The organism is Nonomuraea sp. NPDC049486 (genome assembly GCF_040676925.1).
In the GTDB taxonomy this organism is placed as follows: domain Bacteria; phylum Actinomycetota; class Actinomycetes; order Streptosporangiales; family Streptosporangiaceae; genus Nonomuraea; species Nonomuraea ferruginea.
On sequence record NZ_JBFAPV010000006.1, the window covers coordinates 310,168 to 329,287 of the forward strand.

Below are 19,120 nucleotides of genomic sequence, written 5' to 3' on the forward strand. Positions count from 1 at the left end.
TCCTGGCACGATGCCCGGTATGTATCTCCTAGCGTTCATCGGCGCGTGTGTCCTGGTGGCGATGGCCCCAGGCGTCAGCACCGCCGTCATCCTGCGCCAGACGCTCCGCTCCGGCCGCGGCTCCGGCATGGCGGCCACGCTCGGCAACGAGACCGGCATCCTGCTGTGGGGGCTGGCCGCCGCCTTCGGCCTGTCGGCGCTGCTGCTCGCCTCACAGCTCGCCTACGACGTCATGCGGGTCACCGGCGCGGTCGTCCTGGTGGTGATGGGCGCGCAGGCGCTCTGGCAGGCCCGCAAGGGCGGGGCCGCCGCCGTCGAGGTCGCGCCGGTGGACGGGCGCCGCCGCGCCTACCTGGCCGGGCTCGGCACGTGCGTGGCCAACCCGAAGGCGGCGGTGTTCGCGATGTCGTTCCTGCCGCAGTTCGTGCCGCAGGGCGCAGACGTGCCGCTCACCCTGGTCACGCTCGCCGTCGTCTGGGTGCTGGTCGACATGCTCTGGTACGGGCTGCTGGTGTGGGCGGTGACCCGGGCCAAGGACCTGCTCGGGCGGCCCGCGGTCAAGCGGCGGCTGGAGCAGGTGTCCGGCGCCGTCCTCGTCGGGCTGGGTGTGCGACTGGCGCTGGAGGGCCGATGACGATCTGGTACGAGCGGGCGGGCGAGGGCGAGCCGGTGGTGCTGCTGCCGTCGAGCGCCGCCGACGCAGGCATGTGGGACGGCCAGTGGGACGCGCTCGCCGCGCGGTTCCAGGTGATCAGGGTCGACTACCGGGGGTTCGGCCACACCCCCTACCAGGCCGACCGGCCCTACAGCGACGCCGGCGACGTGGCCGAGGTGCTCGCCGAGCTCGGCGTCGAGCGGGCGGCGCTGGTCGCCTCCTCGTACGGGTGCCGGGTCGCGCTGCAGCTGGCCGGCCTGGCCACCCGGCTGGTGCTCATGAACCCCGGCTCCGGCCTGCCCGAGACCGAGGATGTGGTGGCGTTCGGCGAGGAGGAGGACCGGCTGCTGGAGGCCGGCGACGTCGAGGGCGCCGCCGAGCTGAACGCCCGCACCTGGCTCGGGCCGGAGGCGGACGAGGCCACCCGGCGGCGGGTGGTGGAGATGCAGCGGCACGCGTTCGCGGGGCAGCTGGCCGCCGACCCCGAGCCTTCGCAGTTCTCGCCGGAGTACGACCTCGACGCGATCACGGTGCCCGCCCTGATCGTCACCGGCCCGTACGACCTGCCGTACTTCCGCGCCGGCGCCCGCCACCTGGCCGGCCGGCTGGCGGACGCCGAGCTGGTCGAACTGGAGTGGGCCGGCCATCTGCCCGCTCTGGAGCGGCCGGAGGAGGTCACCCGGCTGTTGCTGGACTACCTTTAGACCATGGCGGACGATCTGGCCGAGCTGGTGCGGCAGGCCCAGGACGAAGACCCGCTGCGCGCGCTGCAGGCCACCGCCGCGCTGCGCCGCGAGATCGAGCGGGTGGAGGCCGTCCAGGTGCGGCGGGCCCGGGTGGCCGGCCTGGCCTGGGCGCAGATCGCGCACGCGATCGGCGTCACCAAGCAGGCCGTGCACAAGAAGTACGGCAAACGCTAGGCCCACCGGCGGGCGAACCAGCCCAGCACGATGTTCCACGAGTAGCCGCGCCGGATCCGCCCGGCTACGTCGGGCGGCAGCGTGTCGAGGCCCCGGTGCTCCAGCGTCACCTCGGTGCCGCCGTCGACCTCGGTGAACGCGACCTCGATCTCCATCCGGCCGGTCGGGTTGATCAGGTCGGCCCAGACCAGGCGGTGCGGCGGATCCCAGGTGAGGATCCGGCCGGTGTCGACGTGGCCGCCGTCGGACCACAGCTCGCGCAGGTAGCCGTGCTGGAACCGGATGCCGACGGCCCGCTCCGGGTCGACCCAGCTGTGCCGGCCGCGCACGTACCAGGCGTCGATCTCGTCGGTGAAGACCCGGAAGGCGGTCGCGGGGTCCACCGGCACGGTGACGCCGGCCCTGACGGTGTTCACCGGCCGCGCTCCACGTGGTCCTTGAAGGAGCCGAGCTGCTCGGCCCAGAACGCCTGCACCTGGTCGAGCCAGGCCTGCAACGCGGTGAACGGCTCGGGCCGCAGGGTGTAGACGCGCAGCCGGGCGTCGTCGCCGCCGGCCTCGGCGCGTACCAGGCCGCCCGCGCGCAGCACCCGAAGGTGCCTGCTCAGCGCGGGCGCGCTCATGCTGACCGCCTCCGCCAGCTCCCCGGCCGGCCGGGGACCGTCACGCAGCAGGTCGATCACCTTGCGCCGGGTCGGGTCGGCGAGCGCGGCCAGCGTCGCGTCCAAGTCGTTAACGTGTTGGTTAATCGTTGCCTTCTCGGTTAGATTAGTGCTTAACGTTGTCGTTGAATATTATCGCGGAGGTTTCGCGTATGCCTACCGAGCTCGGCTACTACACCCTGTCGGTGAAGGACCTGGACCGGGCGGCGGCCTTCTACGGGCCGCTGTTCGGCTGGGAGTTCACGCGCGAGCACGAGACGTACCTGCACGTCACCAACAGCACCCTGCCCATGGGCCTGAACGCCGGCGGCCCGTCGTCCCAGCCGAACCTCTACTACAAGGTCGACGACCTGGACGCCGCCATCGCCCGGGTCCACGAGCTGGGCGGCACCACGGACGAGCCGTACGAGAGCAAGTCGGGCCGCGGCTGCGCCTGCACCGACGACCAGGGCACGGTCATCAGCCTCTGGCAGCCCGCGCCCGGCCTCTAGCCTCCTTCCAGGCCCCGGCCGCCCGGCCCGGCCGGGCGGCCGTACGGTGCGTCCCGGTGAAAGGTCCCGTTCGCGGACAGGAACTGACCGCGAGATCTCCTACCGTTCGGGCGTCACCGACCGAAGGAGATCCGCATGACCATCCTCGTCACCGGCGCCACCGGCAACGTGGGCCGCCCGCTCGTGGAGCGGCTGCTGGCCGCCGGCCACCGGGTGCGCGCGCTCACCCGCGACCCGGCGCGCGCGAACCTGCCGGAAGGCGCGCGGGCCGTCGCCGGCGACCTGGCCGACGCCGGATCCCTGGCCGCCGCCTTCGAAGGCGTCACCGCCGCCCATCTGATCACCTTCGACGGGGCCGACCATTCGCCCCTGGCGAACGGCCCCGCCATCGTGGCCGCCGCCGTCGAGGCCGGGGTGCGCAGGGTGACGGTGCTCCAGGGCGGGCTGTCCAGGAGCCCGCTGGAGGAGGCGGTCGCGGCGAGCGACCTGGAGTGGACCTTCGTGGGACCGGTGGAGTTCATGTCGAACGTCCTCGAATGGGCCGGCTCCGTCAAGGAGGAGGGCGTGGTCCGCGACGGGTTCCCCGAGGCCAGGAGCGCCATGGTGCACGACGCGGACATCGCCGCCGTGGCCGCCGCCGCGCTCACCTCCGGCGGGCACGCCGGGCGGGAGTACGTGGTGACGGGCCCGGAGGTGTTCACCACGGCTGACAAGGTACGGGTGCTGGGCGAGGTCCTCGGCAGGGAGATCCGCTTCGTCGAGCTGAGCCGCGAGCAGATCACCGCCGAGTGGCGGCGGCAGGGCTACTCCGAGGAGGACGTCGCGTTCTTCCTCACCGTGCGCGCCGACACCCCGGAGGTGGGCCGCACGGTGCGGCCCACCGTCGAACAGGTCACCGGACGGCCGCCCCGCACCTTCCGCCAGTGGATCGAGGAGAACGCCGCCGCGTTCTCCTGACTACGGCTTGCGGCCCACGCCCGCGTAGTAGACGGCCTCCCGGTCGGCGTAGAGCGTCTCGGGCGTGGGGCGCCAGCGCGGCAGCGCCACCACGCCCGGCTCCAGCAGCTCCAGCCCGTCGAAGAAGCCGGTCAGCTGCTCGTGCGTGCGCAGCGTGATCGGTACGGCGCCGCTCTCGTTCCAGCTGCGCACCCCGTCCTCCAGCTGCTTGCCGACCAGGCCGTGGGAGATGGCCAGGTGACTGCCCGGGGCCATGGGGGCCATCAGCCGCTGGATGATCTCCTTGGGCCGGTCGCTGTCGGGCAGGAACTCCACCACGCCCAGCAGCACCAGCCCGACCGGCTGCGAGAAGTCCAGGTACTCGGCCGCCGCGGCCACGATCTCGGCGGGCTCGCGCAGGTCGCTGTCGATGAACCAGGTGTCGCCCTGCCCCGGCCCGCGCAGCAGCGCCCGCGCGTGGGCCAGCACCACAGGGTCGTTGTCGACGTACACGACCTTGCAGTCGGGCGAGACCGACTGGGCGACCTGGTGGGTGTTGTCGGCCGTGGGGATCCCGGTGCCGATGTCGAGGAACTGGCGGACGCCCGCCTCCCCGGCCATGTAGCGCACCGCCCGGCCGAGGAACTCGCGGTTCGTCTTGGCCAGGATCGGCAGCTCGGGGACCGCCTGGAGGATCTGCTCGCTGACGACGCGGTCGACCTCGTAGTTGTCCTTGCCGCCCAGCCACAGGTCGTAGATCCGGGCCGGGCTCGGGATCTCGGTGTTCACACGGCTGAGCGGATCGTCGGTCATCGTCGTGCCTTCCGGGAAGGGGCTGTACGCGACAGAGCCTAACGCGAGGAAGATCCCAAGTCTCGATCTTGGCCCGAGAGCTCCCGTTCCGCGGGACTTCGTGCCCTCCCGGAGATGCGGGCGCCGGGACCTCAGGGGGCTGAGGTCCCGGCGCCGGTCGGTGGGCGGCCGGTCAGTCGATCGTGATCAGCCCGTAGCCGCCGTCGTAACGGTGGTAGATCAGCCGGCCGCGGCCGGTCTCCGCGTCGGCGTAGAACTCGAACGCCCGCCCGCTGACCTCCAGCCGGTCCACCGCCTCGGCGGTGGTCAGCCGGGGCGCCGCGCCCGGATCGATCGCGAGCGGCACCGCCACCTCGCCGAGCGCTTCCGGCCTCGGCTCCACCTGGGCCATCCGGTAGCCCTCCTCGGCCCGGTACAGGACGCTGTCCTGACCGCTGCCGGCCTCGGTGAACAGGTAGAAGCCGAAGTCGAGCTGCTCCATGTCGAAGGCGGCCTCGTCCGGAGTGGCCCGGTAGGCGGCCAGCGTCTTGCGGCGGACGATCTCCCGCTCGGCGTCCGCCGGGCGCGGCAGGACCGGCAGCGAGGACTCCCGCCGCTCCGGCGAGTAGCGTCCGCGCGTCTCCTCCCAGTGCCTGGCGGTGCGCCGCAACCGGGTACGCGCCCGGTCCTCCAGCAGGTCGAGTGCCTGGTACATGGACGGGCCGGCGGCCTGGGCGCGGATCAGGCGCCCGTTGACGTCGAGGTTGGCCTGCGCGGTGTACGGCCGCTTCGCGTCGGGAGCGTCCGGGGCGGTCAGCTTGACCCGCGCGAACAGCACGGGCTCGCCGGCCAGCCGGGTGAGAGCGGCGACGGCCTCCCTGGCGTGCTCGACGGCTCCCTGGCGGACCGGGCCACGTGTCTCGACCCGAACGTCGGCGGGGTCGATGGCGACCGGCGCGTTCCGGCGTCTCATGTCGTGCCTCCTTCTGCCGTTCCTTGCGAGCTCAGCCAATCGCGGAACGCCAGGACGCCGGTAGAGGAGAAAGACCATCGGAAAGGGACCTTCAGCCCTACGCGTCTCATCGGTTGCGACCTCTCCGGTTGCGTCTTTCCAACGCAGTGTTGGTATCTTGCCAACGGCGCGTCGGGAAGTCGGGGCGCTCGTCCGTCCCGTGAAATCCCTTCCTGTGAAGGAGTGCCATGTTCCTGGCCTGGCGCGAGCTGGTCTTCGCCCGCGCACGTTTCGGCCTGATGGGCGGAGTCGTCGCCCTCATAGCGATCCTCGTCGTCCTGCTGTCCGGTCTCTCCTCCGGGCTCGTCAACGACGGTGTCTCCGGGCTCCAGCGGTTGCCCGTCACCGCGTTCGCCTTCGCCGAGGGGACCAAGACCGACTCCGCCTTCTCCCGCAGCACCGTCAATGTGAACCAGGCCGAGACGTGGAAGGGCCGCGACGACGTCGGCGACGCCGTCCCGTTCGGCAACATGCTGGTCAACGCCAAGGTCACGACCGCCGCGGGCGCCCAGACGCCGATCGACCTGGCCCTGTTCGGCGTCGACCCCGGCTCGTTCCTCGCACCCGCCGTCTCCGACGGCGCCGGACTCGGCGACCCCGACGGGATCGTGGTCAGCCAGACCGTCCTGGACGACGGCGTGGCCATCGGCGACACCGTCGTCATCGACCGCCTGGGCACCCGGCTCAAGGTCATCGGCACCACCGGCGACCAGCGCACCTTCGGCCATGTCGACGTGGCGTACCTGCCGTTGCGCGCCTGGCAGCAGGTGCACGCGGGCGCCGGGCCGGGTGACGAGGCGCGCGAGGGAGCGTACGAGGAGGCCACGGCCATCGCCCTGCGCGCCCGGGACGGTAACGAGATCGACCTGTCCGGCGGCGACGCCGCGGCGGGCACCACGAGCATGACGCTGGAGGACTCCTTCGGCGCCTCCCCCGGCTACACCGCCGAGATCTCCACGCTCACGCTCATCCAGGTCTTCCTGTACGCCATCTCCGCGCTCGTCGTCGGGACGTTCTTCACCGTGTGGACGATCCAGCGCAAACACGAACTCGCCGTCGTACGGGCCATGGGCGCCTCGACCGGCTACCTCATGCGCGACACGATGATCCAGGCGACCGTCATCCTGACCGTGTCCACCGCCGTGGGCTTCCTGATGGGAGTGGGCGGCGGCGCGCTGCTCACCACCACCCCCATGCCGTTCGCCCTGGAGGCGGGCCCGCTCGTCGTCGCCGCCCTGCTGCTCGTCGGCCTCGGCCTCGCCGGCGCCGCGGCGGCCGTGGGCCGCATCGTCCGAGTCGACCCGCTCGCAGCCCTGGGAGGGCAGAGATGACCACCAGCCACACGTCCCCGCGCCCGGACTCCCGCCGGACCGGCGCCGAGGAACGCGGCGGCCTGCGGGTGGAGGGCGTCACCCTGGCCCTCGGCGACGGCGACGCCACCGTCACCGCGCTCGACGACGTCCACCTCCACGTGGCGTCCGGCGAGTTCGTCGCCGTCGTCGGGCCCTCCGGTTCCGGCAAGTCGAGCCTGCTCGCGGTCGCCGGCGCGCTCACCACGCCCGACACCGGCCGGGTCCTGCTCGACGGCGTCGACATCTCCCGGGCGAGCTCCCGGGAGAAGGCACGCCACCGCCGCGAACGGATCGGGTTCGTCTTCCAGTCCGGCAACCTCATCCCGGCCCTCACCGCGCTGGACCAGCTCCGCTTCGCGCTCGACGTGGCGGGCAGGCGCGCGGGTGACGGTCACGACCCGCGAGAGCTGCTCGACCGGGTCGGCATGGGCCACCGCGCTGGACACCGGCCCCATCAGCTGTCCGGCGGCGAGCGGCAGCGCGTGGGCATCGCCCGCGCACTCGTCACCCGCCCGGCGGTGTTGCTGGTGGACGAGCCGACCGCCGCACTCGACCGCGCCCGCAGCGACGACATCGTCACGTTGCTCGCGCACGAGACGCACGAATCCGCCGTCGCGACGATCATGGTCACCCACGACCACGATGTGCTCGGCCACTGCGACCGCGTCCTGTCGATGGTCGATGGGAGACTGTCGGAGTAGGCCGACCATGGTGGAGGAGGGCACGTGCCGCGCATCCGGGCGTCGACCGTCGCCGAGCATCGGGCCGCCCAGCACCGGGCGCTGCTCGACGCGGCCAGGGAGATCCTCGCGGAGACCGGCCGGCCGCCCACGCTGAGCCGGGTCGCGGCGCGCGCCGGGCTGGCCCGGCCCAGCCTCTACCAGTACTTCCGGTCATCGGAGGACCTGCTCAACGCGGTGGTGGAGGACGTCTTCCCCCGCTGGTCGGCCCGGGTCGCCGCCGCGATGGACGCCGCCGCGACCCCGGCCGACCGCGTGCTCGCGTACGTGCTGACCAACTTCGAGCTCATCACCGAGGGCGAGCACGCGCTGGCCACCGTCCTCGCGGAGGTCGCACCGGGCGACACGGTCGCCGAACAGAGCCGCACCATGCACCAGCAGCTCCTGGAGCCGCTCGTGGAGACGCTGCACAGCCTCGGCGTCCCCGCGGTGCCCGAGACGGCGGAGATGATCAACGCCATCGTGTTCGCCGGGTCCCGGCTGATCGAGTCCGGCACCGACCTGCGGACCGTCTGGGAGTCGGCCAGGGCCCTGCTGGAGCCGTTCCTGCGCGCGACCGGCACGGGCCCGGCCCCTCCCGAGGCGACGTGACCGCCGGCCGGCCGGGGGCGCCCGCCCCCGGCGTACGGGTCAGGCCGCGGGGGCCTGGTGGTAGACCGAGTGCCACACCTCGTTGCGGATGCGGGAGAACTCCGGTGACAGCCGCACCTCCTCGGTGCGCGGGTACGGCAGGTCCACGTCGATGATCCGGTGGATGCGGCCCGGCCGCGCCGCCATGACCACGACCCGGTTGGCCAGATAGACGGCCTCGTCCACGTCGTGCGTGATGAACATGACCGTGCGCCGCTCCCGGCTCCACGTGTCCAGCAGCTGATCCTGCAACTGCACGCGGGTGAGCGCGTCCAGCGCGCCGAACGGCTCGTCCATGAGCAGCACCTGCGGCCCGACCGCGTAGGCGCGGGCGATCGCGCAGCGCTGCTTCATCCCGCCCGACAGCGTCTTGGGCAGCGCGTCGGCGAAGTCCGTCAGCCCCACCAGGTCGATCGCGTGCTGGGCGCGGCGGTGCCGCTCCTCGGCGGAGATCGGCTGGAGCCTGAGCCCGAACTCGACGTTCTTGCGCACGGTCAGCCACGGGAACAGCGCGTACTGCTGGAAGATCACCCCGCGGTCCGGCCCCGGTCCGGTGACCGGCGCGCCGTCCAGCAGGATCCGGCCCGTCCCCGGCTCGACCAGCCCCGCCGCCATGCCCATCAGCGTGCTCTTGCCGCACCCCGACGGGCCCACGACGGTGACGAACTCACGGTCGGCGATGTCCAGGTCCACCCGGTCGAGGGCGAGGAACCGGCCGCCCTTGAGCTCGAACGTCTTCGACACGCCCTGGAAGGAGATCTTGGTGTTCATCGGCGTTCCTGCCATCCGGTGAATCGGCGCTCGGCCAGCAGCAGCAGCCGGTCCATGATCAGGCCGAGCACGCCGATGCTGATCAGACCCACGAAGATCGTGGGCAGGTCGTAGTAGAGCTGCGCCTGCTGCATCCGGTAGCCCAGCCCTTCCTGGGCGGCGATCAGCTCGGCCGCCACCAGCGTCCCCCAGGCCGCGCCCAGCCCGATCCGCATGCCCACGATGATGAACGGCGTCGAGGCCGGCACCACGACCTTCAGGAAGATGGTCCGGTCCGAGGCGCCCAGCACCCGGGCGGCGTTGATGAGCGTCTTGTCCACGTCGAGCACGCCCTGGAACGTCGAGACCACGCTCGACAGGAACGCCGCCAGGAAGATGACGAACACCTTCGGCGTCTCGCCGATGCCCATCAGCAGGATGGCCAGCGGGATGATCGCCAGGGGCGGGATCGTACGGAAGAACTGCACGTACGGCTCGATCAGGGCACGCGCGGTGGCGTACCAGCCCATCAGGAAGCCGACAGGGATGGCGAGCAGGGTGCCCAGCGCGAAGCCGGTGAACACGCGGCGCAGGCTGGCCAGCATGTCGTTGGTCAGGGTGCCGTCGGCGACCAGCTCGACGCCGCGAGCGGCCACCTCGACGGGGCCGGTCAGGCCCGTGATGCCGGACATCGACAGCGCCGTCCACGCGCCCAGGCCCGCCAGGACGGCGACCACGTTCAGGACGAGGGTGCGGCCCGGCCGCCGGAGCCGGCGGCCGGGGGAGGGCGGAGGGTCGGTCACGCTCACGGCGGTCATGTTCTGGGACTCTTCATGGCTCAGTGGAGATCCTCTTCGGTGGCGCAATAGCCCACAGGGTCCTGAAATATTGGGCTTTTTTCGGACAAATCACGGTAGTGCGGGACGGAGGTGGGCGGGGATCGACGGCTCCTCGTGCAGCAGGAGCGCGATCGCGCCCATCGCCGAGGCGTTCACGCCGAGGTCGGCCTGGGTGACCTCGATCTGTCGGGGCGACCGGGGCAGCGCCTGACGGGAGATCGCGTCCCGGATGGGGTCGAGGACCAGGCTGCCCAGCGCGGCCAGCTCGCCGCCCACCACGACCAGCGCGGGGTCGAGCTGGGTGACCGTGCCCGCCAGCACCCGGCCCAGGTCGGCCGCCGCCGAGGCGACCACCTCGCACACCGCGGGCACCCGGTCCTGAGCGGCGGTGACCAGCTCGTCCAGGCCCGCCAGCGGCACCCCGCGCGCGGCGCAGGCGTCCAGCAGGCGCTGACCGCCGATGCGGCCCTCCAGGCAGCCCCGGCCGCCGCAGTGGCAGGGCGGGCCCCCGGGGTCGAGCGAGACGTGGCCCACCTCGCCGCCCGCGCCGTGCGCGCCGCGCAGCAGCCTGCCGCCGGCCAGGAACCCGCCGCCCACGCCGACGGACCAGCGCACGTACACCATGTCCCGGACCGGTCTGGCCACCCCCCAGGTCGCCTCGGCCAGCGCCGCCAGCCTGGCGTTGTTGTCCACCGCCACCCGCACGCCGAACTCCTCGGCGACCCGCAGGGCGAGCGGCAGGTAGCGCGCGGGCACCCCTTCCGGCAGCCCTGCACGCTCGCCGGAACCAGCGCGAGATCCCAAGGGTCCGGCCACGCCCGCCGGTCCGGCATTGCCGGACCGCGCGTGGGGTCCCGGAGGTCCGGCCGCGTCCGCGGAATCCGAGGGGCTGGACGGTGCGTGCGTGGGTTCCGAGAGGGCGGGTGTGGTCGGCGCCGGGGTGGGGGCGGGGAGGTGGTCGTCGAGCACCCCGACGAGGCCGAGGCCGACCGCCTCCAGCGCGCCGAGGCTGATCCCGCGCTCCGCGGCGACCTCGCGGACGAGCCGCACCGCCGCCTCCGCCTGCTCCGCCGGGGCGGCGTCCTCGCGCAGGGCGGCCGAGGCGGTGGCGACGACCTGGTGGGCGGCGTTGGCCACGGCCAGCCGTACCCGGCCCCGCCCCAAGTCGAGGCCCAGGAGCAGGCCGGCGGCCGGGTTGAGCGAGACCAGCGCGGCGGGCCTGCCCCGGCCGCGCGGCTCGGCAGGCACCGCCTCGGTCTCGATCACCGCATCCCTTTCCATCAGGTCGGAGATGATGGCGAACAAGGTCGTACGCGACAGTCCGGTGCGCTCGGTGAGCTGGGCGCGGCTCAGCGCGCCCGCCGAGCGCAGCGCGGACAGCACGGCGTCCTCGTGCACCCGCCGCAGCCGCTGCAGCGCGTCAGTGGGGGTCGACATGGCACCATGATGGTGGGCGACGGATTTCTGTCATCTTCTCGCGAAAAATCAGCCCGCGGCCGCCGACGCGTACAGGTCGGCGGTGAAGTACGTGGCGGGGTCGGGTGACTCGGTCAGCTTGCCCATGGTGACGAAGATGTCGGCCAGGCCCTTGTACCATCCGGCCACCGAGCCGTCCTCGGCCATCTTCCGCAGCTCCGCCGTCGGCACGATCTTCGTCACCGACGAGGCGCCCTTGAACTGCTCCCCGGGCGCCTTCAGGAACGTGGCCGTCAGCGTCTCGGCCTCGGCCGTGTTGGCCGCCACCCAGTCGTTGCCCTCCTGCAGCACCTTGAGCACCTTGGTGACGGTCGCGGCGTCCTCGGCGACCAGCTCGTTGCGGGCCACGAAGGAGCTGGGGAAGCTGAGCGCGGGATAGTAGTCCTCGCTCTTGGTCAGCTCCACCAGGTCGGGCACGTTCTTCTTGATGGTGTCGATCAGCGGGTACCAGATGGCCGCCGCGTCGATCTGCTTGCCGCTGAAGGCGGTCACGACCGTGCTGGGGTCCATGTTGACCTTCTCGACGTCCTTGCCCGTCAGCCCGGCCTCCTTCAGCGCCAGTTCGAGGATCATGTCGCCGGAGGTGCCCTCGGGCACGCCGATCTTCTTGCCCTTGAGGCCGGCGATCGAGGAGATGCCGGAGCCCGGGTGGACGATCACGCGGTCGGCCATGCCCAGCATGTTCGGGGCGATGATCTTGGCCTTGCCGCTGGCGGGCAGCCAGGTGGCGCCGGAGCCGATGTAGCCGAAGTCGATGTCGCCCGAGCCGAGCGCCTGGATCTGCAGCGGGCCGTTGGTGAACACCTTCAGCTCAGGCTCCAGCCCGTGCTTGGCCCACAGGCCCTGCTTGTCGGCGGCGGCGAGCACCGCCGCGCCGGCGAAGTCGGCGATGTAGCCGAAGCGCACCTTCGCGGGCTCGGCGCCGCCCTCCTCGGAGGAGGAGCCGCACGCGGTGACGGGCAGCAGGATGGCCAGGGCCGCGAGGGCGGCGGCCAGTATGCGAGGACGCCTCATCGGGAGGTCCTTTCTGGGTTCACGGGTGGGGTGACGGGCGGCATCAGGCCACCTCGTCAGCGACGCCGTCCACGTCGGGGGCTCGGCCCTCGCCGATGTCGGCCATGTAGCTCATCCAGCTGTACGCGGGATCGCCGCGGCGCAGCAGCTCCTGGTAGAGCCGCGCGGTCATGTCACGCCGGACCGCCGCGTAGGCGGGCACGGCGTAGACGTTGCGCAGCTCGTGCGGGTCGCTGTCCAGGTCGTACAGCTCGTGCACGCCTTCGGGGTTGAACACCAGCTTGTGGCGGTGGTCCCGGATCATGCGCTGGGAGTAGGGGAAGTGGTGGCCGTGGAACTCGGTGACCACCGAGTCGCGGCCCTCGGGCGGCTCGCCGCCGATCAGCGGGAGCAGGCTCGCGCCGTCGCACGGATCCTGCGGCGGCAGCCCGGCGAGATCGAGGATCGTGGGGTTGAGGTCGATCAGCGTGGCGAAGGCGTCCACGGTCCGCGCCGGGGCGCCCGGCACCCGGACGATGCCCGGGATGCGGTAGATGTCCTCGTACATGGCGGGGCCCTTGTCGTTGAGCCGGTGCGCGCCCGTGAACTCGCCGTGGTCGGCCGTGAAGATCACCGCCGTGTCGTCCCACAGACCCAGCTCGCGCAGGGCGGAGAGCAGGCGCCCCACCTGCGCGTCGATCAGCGACACGTAGCCCCAGTAGGCGGCGATCAGCCCGCGCCAGGCGTCGGCGTCGAAGTGGTCGGCCGACCAGTACTCGGAGTAGCGGCGCTGCACCTCGGGTTTGCCGTCGAAGGTCTCGGCCATGGACTCCGGCAGCGGCACCCGCTCCGGGTCGTACATGTCGTAGAACTCGTCCGGGATCAGGTACGGCAGGTGCGGCCCGTACCAGTGGCAGGACAGCACGAACGGCCTGTCGCCGCGGTGGAAGTCGCCGGCGTAGCGCTCCAGCAGCTCCAGCGTGCGGTCGGCGAGGAAGGTCTCCACCGTGGCCGCCGCGGGCTGCTTGAGACGGCCGGCGATCAGGTGGCCGCGGCCGGTGCCGTTCTGGGCCGTGCCGAAGACGGGCCGCTCCACCGCGAACGGGGGATGGCCGTGCTCCTTCAGCCAGCTCTGGTAGGAGGGGTGGTGGAACGGGTTCAGCGCGCCCGGCAGGTGCTCGCCGTCCATGCCGTAGAACTCGGGGCCCCGTTCGCGGCCGATGTGCCATTTGCCGACGTGGCCCATGTTGTAGCCGGCGGCCAGCAGGGGCTCGGACATGACCGGCTGGCCGGCGGCGACCTCGTCGCGTCCGCCGCCGTTGCGCTCCGGGTTGACGAGCATGCCATGCCGGAACGGGTGCAGGCCGGTGAAGAGCGAGGCCCGCGCCGGGGTGCAGATGGCGGTCGGCGTGTAGAACCGGTCGAAGCGCGTGCCCTCCGCCGCCAGGCCGTCCAGCGCGGGCGTGCGGACCTCCGGGTTGCCGTAGCAGCCGAGAGTGTCCACCCGATGCTGGTCGGTCATCAGGAACAGGACGTTGCGTGGACTGGTCACCCGTACTCCGATCGCTCATTTTTTCCTGGGCGTTTACGTTAAAGGTGACCAGCGCTGACCGCAAGAGGGGCGACCTGGGCGTTACCGCTACTTTATTTCCGCTCTCTTGACGTTAATCGGCAAGGGTGATCACACTGTGCGAACCACCGCGCATCGATAAGGAGTCCCATGCGCCGCTCCCTCGTGGCCCTAGCGACCGCCGCGCTCTTAACTCCCGCACTCACCATCCCCGCACCGGCCCAGGCCGCCGCCGGGCCCGTCAACCTCGCGCTCGCCGGCGCCGCCACCGCCTCCAGCGTCGAGCTGGACCGCGCCGACTTCGTGGCCGCGCACGTCAACGACGGCGACACCGCCACCCGCTGGTCATCGAAGTACCAGGACGACAACTGGGTCCAGGTCCAGCTCGCCGCACCCGCCAAGGTCGACCACGTGACACTTCACTGGCCGAACGCCTGCGCGCGCGACTTCGTCCTGCAGACCTCGGCCGACGGTCAGACCTGGACCGACGTCGCCTCGCTGCGGCGCGACACGTGCCCGCGCACCGACGTGATCGACGTGCGCTCCGCAGAGCCGGTCTCGTACGTGCGCGTGCACGGGAAGCAGCGCTGGGCCGCGTACGGTTACTCGATCTCCGAGTTCGAGATCTGGGACGGTCCGCCCGCCGCCCCCGAGCCCACGCTCGGCCTGCTGCCCAAGCCGGTGTCGCTCACCGAGACCGGCGGCGCCCCGTACACGCTGCACCGCAACACCCGCGTCCTGGCCCTCGGCGACGCCGCCCAGGCGCCCGCGAACCACCTGGCCCGCCTGCTGCGCCGGGCCACCGGCCACAAGCTGACGGTCGCCGCCGCCGGCCGCGGCCCGGCGCCCATCGTCATCGAGGTCGGCGCCGGCAAGGCGCCCGAGGGCCACGAGGCCGAGGGGTACACGCTGTCGGTGACCGCCGCCGAGGTGCGTATCCGCGCCGCCACCCCGAACGGCGCGCTCCACGGCGTCCAGACGCTCCGCCAGCTCTTCCCGCAGTGGGCCGAGTCGGGCGAGGTCGTCGGCGCCGAATGGACGGTGCCCGCCGTGGAGATCACCGACTACCCGCGCTTCGCGCACCGCGGCATGATGCTCGACGTCGCCCGCAGCTTCTACCCGGTGGACGAGGTCAAGACCTACATCGACGCCGCCGCCCAGTTCAAGGTCAACCGCCTGCACCTGCACCTGACCGACGACCAGGGCTGGCGCATCGCCCTCGACGACCCGGCGAGCAACCCGTCCGGCATCGACTACGGCGCCCTCACCGAGGTCGGCGGCGCCACCGCGATGACCGAGCGGGGCACCGAGCCCGGCATCACCGGCTTCTACACCAAGGCCGACTACGCCGAGATCGTCCGCTACGCCGGCGAGCACGGGATGACCGTCATCCCCGAGGTCGACCTGCCCGGCCACGTCAACTCGGCGCTGCACTCCATCCCGCAGCTCAACACCCCGGGCGCGCGGCCGGCACTCAAGCCGGGCGAGACCACCGTCCCGCACAACGGCACCGGCGCCGTCGGCTACTCCTCCCTGGACGCGCACAGCTCGGTCACGTACGAGTTCGCCGAGCACGTGCTCACCGAGATCGCCGCCATGACCCCGGGCCCCTACCTGCACATCGGCGGCGACGAGGCGTTCTCGACCAGCCACGCGGACTACGTCAAGATGGTCGACGCCTTCACCGGCAACGTGCGCGCCCTCGGCAAGACCGTCGTGGGCTGGAACGAGTACGCCGGCACCGCGCTGCCGCGGGACAACGCGGTGGTGCAGTTCTGGAACGGCAACCGGAACGCCGTGGCCGCCGCCGTGAACGACCGCGGCGCCCAGGTCGTGCTCTCCCCGGCCGCGCACGCGTACGTGCCGCAGAAGCAGGATTCGCGCCAGCCCGAGGGCGGCACCTGGGCGTGCGGCGGGCCGTGCGGCCTGGACCGCCACTACAACTGGGACCCCGGCACGTACATCCCCGGCATCCAGGAGAGCAGCGTGCTCGGCGTGGAGTCGGCGGTGTGGGGCGAGTTCATCCGCCGCGTCGAGCAGGCGCAGTACTACGCCTACCCGCGCCTGATCGCCACCGCCGAGGTCGGCTGGACACCCCAGGACCAGCGGGACTACGCCGACTTCAAGAACCGCCTGGCGAAGATGGGCGGCAGGCTGACCGTGCAGGGCACGAACTTCTTCCCGACCGCCGACGTGCCCTGGCGGCTGGAGATCCTCGGCGGATCGGTGAGCACCCGCACCGGCCGGCCCACCGGCGCCTCCTGGACCCTCACCGCGCCCGGCCACACCGCCGCCGGCCTGGAGGCGGCCGTCACCTGGAGCGACGGCGTCCAGGAGCCCGTGACCCCGGCCACCACCAGGGAGGGAAGCATCCCCGGCATGCGGATCAACGCCGCCTTCACCGTGACCTCGGCCAGGACCTTCAGCCGGCCCGGCACCTACACCGGCACGCTGACGGTCCGCACGCCGGGCGGCGCGCCCGTCACGGGGGACCTGACGGTCACCGTCACGGGGTGAGCTCACCCTTCAGGCACAGCAGGAGACCGCGCGTCAGGGTGGTGGACGTGAAGCCGGACCCGGCGAGCGCGGCCTGGACCTTGACCGCGATCTCCTGCGCCTTGGCGGCGCCCGGCGGCTCGTAGAACAGGTAGAGCGAGCCGCCGGGCGCGAGCGCGTGCTTGACCGCCGCCAGCTCGGCGGCGGGGGAGCGGGTCCAGAAGACGTTCACGTTGACGGCGAACACCTTGTCGTACGGGCCGCCGGGCAGCCCGCCGCCGTCGAGCTCGGCCTGCTCGATCACCGCGGCGCCCGCCTCGACGTGGCGGGCGTTGCGCTCGCGTGCGGCCTTTACCGCCGCCGCCGACCGGTCGATCGCGGTGACGGAGGCGGAGCGCTCGCAGAGCAGTCCGACGGCGACGCCGCGGCCGCAGCCGATCTCCAGAACCCGCTCGCCCGGCCGCGTCTCCAGGGTCTCGACGGCCCACAGCAGCCTCTCCGGCACCTTCATGACGGTGAAGCTAGCACCGCGCCCGGTGTCCGCCTGCCGGACATTACGTTTATGTCAGCTTTTGTCCTGGCAAGAGTCATACGCCAGCTTGAACCGCGAGACACAGGAGCCGACCGTGCACCATTTCGCGATCGCCACCGTCGCCGAAGAGAGCACCGACTTCCGCCGGGTCCTGTGGACCGGGGAGAAGGTCCAGGTCGTCACCATGACCATCCCGCCGGGCGGTGAGATCGGCGAGGAGGTGCACGAGGACACCGACCAGATCCTCACCTTCGTCTCCGGGACCGGAGAGGCCCGTGTCGGCGGTGAGGTCCGTCCGGTGAAGGCGGGCGACCTGGTCGCCGTCCCGGCGGGCACCCCGCACAACTTCGTCAACACCGGCGCCGCGCCGCTCGTGCTCCACACGGCGTACGGGCCGCCCGAGCACGCCGACGGCACCGTGCACAAGACCAAGGAGGAGGCCGACCTGGCCGAGTCCGGCGAGGGCTCGCGCTAGAAGGACAGGCCGGTCGGGAAGCGGCAGTCGCCGGAGCGGCAGTCGGCGAGGCTCCGGGCGGCGAGGTCGCGGGCCCGGGCCAGCTCGGCGATCCTCGCGTCGATGCGCTCCACCACCGCTTCCAGCCGCCACCGCTCGCTCGCGCAGGTCGCGCCGCCCGCGTCGTGGGAGCGCAGGGCGCCGGCCACCTCGTCCAGCGTGAAACCCAGCTCCTGCAGGGCCTTGGCGGCGCGGATCCTGGACACCGCCGACGCGTCGAACACCCGGTAGCCCGACGGCCTGCGCCCCGCCGCCGGCAGCACGCCGCGGCGCTCGTAGAAGCGGACCGTGTCCACGCTGACCCCGGCCTCGCGGGCCACCTCGCCGATCTTCACACCGCTCTCCTCTTGACCCTGGACCTAGGTCCAGACTCTACGCTCCGGAAGTGACGGAAGGAGAGCACATCATGGACACCCCACCGATCGTCTGCGACATGACCACCGCCCGCGACACCCCCGAGGAACGGCTGGCCGAGTACCGGCGGCTGTTCGGCGAGGCGCTCACCGGACGCGAGCGGACCGCCGGGGGCATCCGGTTCCGGTTCCGCGCCGGTGACGGGGTCGAGGAGTGGGTACGGGATCTCGCCGCGCGGGAGAAGGCGTGCTGCGCGTTCTTCACCTTCGAGGTCACGGCGCCGGGTGACGAGGTGATCTGGGACGCGGCCGCGCCCGATGACGCGGGGCCGATCCTGGAGGAGTTCTACCTGCTGCCGGAGACGGCGGTGGGTCCGGCCGAGCTGCTGCGGCGCATGGAGGAGCGTGGGCTCAGGATCCACCAGGGCTGAGACGACTGTGACGCCTCCCTCAACGGGAGGCGTCACAGAGCGGGTCAGGCCGGACGGCCCAGGCTGCGGAGCTGGTCGGGGGTCAGGGCGGAGACGTTGTGGTCGATGGGCTTGTCGGAGTACTGGTGGATGGTCCACGACTTCCAGTCCGCCGGCGGGGTGATCTCGCCCTTGGGCTTGCTGTAGTGGGCCACCCAGAGCGGGTACTCCGACAGTCCCGCGCCGTAGGTGTCGGCGAAGTGCCAGCCGCTGTAGAACAGCGGCGTGACGCCGGTCTTGGCCTTGACGTGCGACAGCCAGGCCTTGGCCCAGGCGTTCACCTCGGAGACGGACCTGCCGTTGGTCGTCTCCAGGTCCAGCACCAGCAGGTCGCCGGGCTTGGCGGGCTGGGAGTTCACCACGGACAGGAAGTGCTCGGCCTCGGCGATCGGGTTGTTGCGCGGGTGCGCGTAGTGGTACGCGCCGCGCACGATGCCCTTCTTGTCCAGCTCCTGCCAGTGCCGGGCGAAGGTCTTGTCGGTGAAGCCGGTGCCCTCGGTGGCCTTGATGATGCCGAACTCGGCCGGGCTGGCCGCCCAGTCATGGTCGGGCTGGTAGTTCGACACGTCCTGGCCGTACGTGAGCTGGGCCGCCTGCTGCTGGGCGATGGCCGGGTTCGGCTCGACGGGGGCGGCGGCGCCGCCGGTGGCGGCGATGGCGGTGCCGGTCACGCTGGCGACGGCGGTGGTCCCCGCCAGCAGCGCGCCGGCGAAGGCGTACTTGAGACGGTTGCTGGGACGGTACTTCAGCGCAGCGGCAAGCCGAGGCTTGGGCATGAGGAAATGACTCCTTGCTTCCATGCCGCCTACCGGGTTAGCTGACGGGTTCGGAGTTGGAAGTCCCCTACGGACGCTGGCGTCCGATTCACCCCAGGAAGTGGGTCCCCGGCTCCGCGAGACGCGGATTCGGCGGCCGTGCGCTGCCCTGGCGTGAGGGGG

At 72.0% G+C, this 19,120-nt stretch carries 23 protein-coding genes and 1 riboswitch; of the genes, 11 read left to right on the plus strand and 12 right to left on the minus strand.

Annotated features, from left to right (window positions below; genetic code table 11):
* The first annotated feature begins 19 nt into the window (after nt 1–19).
* Genes AB0K05_RS20220 through AB0K05_RS20230 form a run of 3 tightly spaced genes read left to right on the plus strand, consistent with a single transcriptional unit; the run spans nt 20 to nt 1,575 of the window.
* Entirely contained in the window at nt 20–634 is a 615-nt protein-coding gene (locus AB0K05_RS20220) for a LysE family translocator (RefSeq protein ID WP_148031465.1), read from the plus strand.
* Nucleotides 631–1,359 carry an alpha/beta hydrolase gene (locus AB0K05_RS20225; protein WP_271277727.1) on the plus strand — a complete coding sequence of 243 codons (729 nt, stop codon included), beginning with the start codon at nt 631–633 and terminating at the stop codon, nt 1,357–1,359. The genes AB0K05_RS20220 and AB0K05_RS20225 overlap by 4 nt, the downstream gene beginning before the upstream one ends.
* Nucleotides 1,360–1,362: 3 nt before the next feature.
* Complete coding sequence (locus AB0K05_RS20230; protein ID WP_271277728.1) at nt 1,363–1,575, plus strand: hypothetical protein; 213 nt, start codon at nt 1,363–1,365, stop codon at nt 1,573–1,575.
* Here AB0K05_RS20230 and AB0K05_RS20235 read toward each other — a convergent pair.
* Both AB0K05_RS20235 and AB0K05_RS20240 read right to left on the minus strand, forming a co-directional pair.
* Nucleotides 1,572–1,991, minus strand: coding sequence for an SRPBCC domain-containing protein (locus tag AB0K05_RS20235; RefSeq protein ID WP_271277729.1), 420 nt, complete (start codon nt 1,989–1,991; stop codon nt 1,572–1,574). The two genes, AB0K05_RS20230 and AB0K05_RS20235, sit on opposite strands and share 4 nt — an antisense overlap.
* A complete protein-coding gene (locus tag AB0K05_RS20240) occupies nt 1,988–2,302 on the minus strand; it encodes a metalloregulator ArsR/SmtB family transcription factor (RefSeq protein WP_246640116.1) in 315 nt (104 codons plus the stop codon). The genes AB0K05_RS20235 and AB0K05_RS20240 overlap by 4 nt, the downstream gene beginning before the upstream one ends.
* An 86-nt stretch (nt 2,303–2,388) precedes the next feature.
* On the opposite strand from AB0K05_RS20240, the gene AB0K05_RS20245 reads away from it, so the two are divergent.
* Complete coding sequence (locus AB0K05_RS20245) at nt 2,389–2,727, plus strand: VOC family protein (protein WP_148031470.1); 339 nt, start codon at nt 2,389–2,391, stop codon at nt 2,725–2,727.
* 135 nt (nt 2,728–2,862) lie between these two features.
* The gene (locus AB0K05_RS20250) at nt 2,863–3,684 is read left to right on the plus strand and encodes an NmrA family NAD(P)-binding protein (RefSeq protein WP_364230765.1); all 822 of its coding nucleotides are present in this window, start codon (nt 2,863–2,865) and stop codon (nt 3,682–3,684) included.
* On the opposite strand, the gene AB0K05_RS20255 is transcribed toward AB0K05_RS20250, so the two are convergent.
* Entirely contained in the window at nt 3,685–4,476 is a 792-nt protein-coding gene (locus AB0K05_RS20255) for an SAM-dependent methyltransferase (RefSeq protein ID WP_219545693.1), read from the minus strand.
* 172 nt (nt 4,477–4,648) lie between these two features.
* Nucleotides 4,649–5,428, minus strand: a complete 780-nt coding sequence (locus AB0K05_RS20260) for a sigma 54 modulation/S30EA ribosomal C-terminal domain-containing protein (protein ID WP_271277731.1) — start codon at nt 5,426–5,428, stop codon at nt 4,649–4,651.
* Nucleotides 5,429–5,655: 227 nt separating this feature from the next.
* Here AB0K05_RS20260 and AB0K05_RS20265 point away from each other — a divergent pair, with 227 nt between their 5' ends.
* Genes AB0K05_RS20265 through AB0K05_RS20275 form a run of 3 tightly spaced genes read left to right on the plus strand, consistent with a single transcriptional unit; the run spans nt 5,656 to nt 8,150 of the window.
* A complete protein-coding gene (locus tag AB0K05_RS20265; RefSeq protein ID WP_364230768.1) occupies nt 5,656–6,798 on the plus strand; it encodes an ABC transporter permease in 1,143 nt (380 codons plus the stop codon).
* The gene (locus AB0K05_RS20270) at nt 6,795–7,520 is read left to right on the plus strand and encodes an ABC transporter ATP-binding protein (RefSeq protein WP_246640423.1); all 726 of its coding nucleotides are present in this window, start codon (nt 6,795–6,797) and stop codon (nt 7,518–7,520) included. Before AB0K05_RS20265 ends, AB0K05_RS20270 begins: the two co-directional genes overlap by 4 nt.
* 24 nt (nt 7,521–7,544) lie before the next feature.
* The gene (locus AB0K05_RS20275; protein WP_364230771.1) at nt 7,545–8,150 is read left to right on the plus strand and encodes a helix-turn-helix domain-containing protein; all 606 of its coding nucleotides are present in this window, start codon (nt 7,545–7,547) and stop codon (nt 8,148–8,150) included.
* 39 nt (nt 8,151–8,189) lie between these two features.
* Here the strand turns inward: AB0K05_RS20275 and AB0K05_RS20280 are convergent, their stop codons facing one another.
* The 5 genes from AB0K05_RS20280 to AB0K05_RS20300 form a co-directional block, all read right to left on the minus strand.
* Entirely contained in the window at nt 8,190–8,960 is a 771-nt protein-coding gene (locus AB0K05_RS20280; RefSeq protein WP_148031476.1) for an ABC transporter ATP-binding protein, read from the minus strand.
* Nucleotides 8,957–9,757, minus strand: a complete 801-nt coding sequence (locus AB0K05_RS20285) for an ABC transporter permease (RefSeq protein ID WP_148031477.1) — start codon at nt 9,755–9,757, stop codon at nt 8,957–8,959. The genes AB0K05_RS20280 and AB0K05_RS20285 overlap by 4 nt, the downstream gene beginning before the upstream one ends.
* Nucleotides 9,758–9,847: 90 nt before the next feature.
* Nucleotides 9,848–11,215: an ROK family protein gene (locus tag AB0K05_RS20290; protein WP_364230775.1), complete on the minus strand. Its 1,368-nt coding sequence runs from the start codon at nt 11,213–11,215 to the stop codon at nt 9,848–9,850.
* Nucleotides 11,216–11,263: 48 nt separating this feature from the next.
* Nucleotides 11,264–12,268 (minus strand): aliphatic sulfonate ABC transporter substrate-binding protein, encoded by a 1,005-nt coding sequence (locus AB0K05_RS20295; protein ID WP_364230777.1) that lies wholly within the window; start codon nt 12,266–12,268, stop codon nt 11,264–11,266.
* Between the two features lie 43 nt (nt 12,269–12,311).
* Nucleotides 12,312–13,799, minus strand: a complete 1,488-nt coding sequence (locus AB0K05_RS20300) for a sulfatase-like hydrolase/transferase (protein WP_364230780.1) — start codon at nt 13,797–13,799, stop codon at nt 12,312–12,314.
* 168 nt (nt 13,800–13,967) lie between these two features.
* Between AB0K05_RS20300 and AB0K05_RS20305 the strand changes: the two genes are divergently transcribed.
* Nucleotides 13,968–16,334, plus strand: coding sequence for a family 20 glycosylhydrolase (locus AB0K05_RS20305; RefSeq protein ID WP_364230783.1), 2,367 nt, complete (start codon nt 13,968–13,970; stop codon nt 16,332–16,334).
* On the opposite strand, the gene AB0K05_RS20310 is transcribed toward AB0K05_RS20305, so the two are convergent.
* Nucleotides 16,324–16,824, minus strand: a complete 501-nt coding sequence (locus tag AB0K05_RS20310) for a class I SAM-dependent methyltransferase (protein ID WP_364230785.1) — start codon at nt 16,822–16,824, stop codon at nt 16,324–16,326. The two genes, AB0K05_RS20305 and AB0K05_RS20310, sit on opposite strands and share 11 nt — an antisense overlap.
* Nucleotides 16,825–16,939: 115 nt before the next feature.
* Between AB0K05_RS20310 and AB0K05_RS20315 the strand changes: the two genes are divergently transcribed.
* Nucleotides 16,940–17,320, plus strand: a complete 381-nt coding sequence (locus tag AB0K05_RS20315) for a cupin domain-containing protein (protein WP_271279984.1) — start codon at nt 16,940–16,942, stop codon at nt 17,318–17,320.
* Here AB0K05_RS20315 and AB0K05_RS20320 read toward each other — a convergent pair.
* Entirely contained in the window at nt 17,317–17,694 is a 378-nt protein-coding gene (locus AB0K05_RS20320; RefSeq protein ID WP_148031482.1) for a MerR family transcriptional regulator, read from the minus strand. The two genes, AB0K05_RS20315 and AB0K05_RS20320, sit on opposite strands and share 4 nt — an antisense overlap.
* Nucleotides 17,695–17,765: 71 nt before the next feature.
* Between AB0K05_RS20320 and AB0K05_RS20325 the strand changes: the two genes are divergently transcribed.
* On the plus strand, nt 17,766–18,143 hold the full coding sequence (locus AB0K05_RS20325; RefSeq protein ID WP_271279983.1) for a hypothetical protein: 378 nt from the start codon (nt 17,766–17,768) through the stop codon (nt 18,141–18,143).
* 44 nt (nt 18,144–18,187) lie between these two features.
* On the opposite strand, the gene AB0K05_RS20330 is transcribed toward AB0K05_RS20325, so the two are convergent.
* Complete coding sequence (locus tag AB0K05_RS20330) at nt 18,188–18,958, minus strand: GH25 family lysozyme (protein ID WP_364230790.1); 771 nt, start codon at nt 18,956–18,958, stop codon at nt 18,188–18,190.
* An 11-nt stretch (nt 18,959–18,969) separates the two neighbouring features.
* A riboswitch (cyclic di-AMP (ydaO/yuaA leader) is annotated at nt 18,970–19,103 on the minus strand.
* Nucleotides 19,104–19,120: the final 17 nt, after the last annotated feature.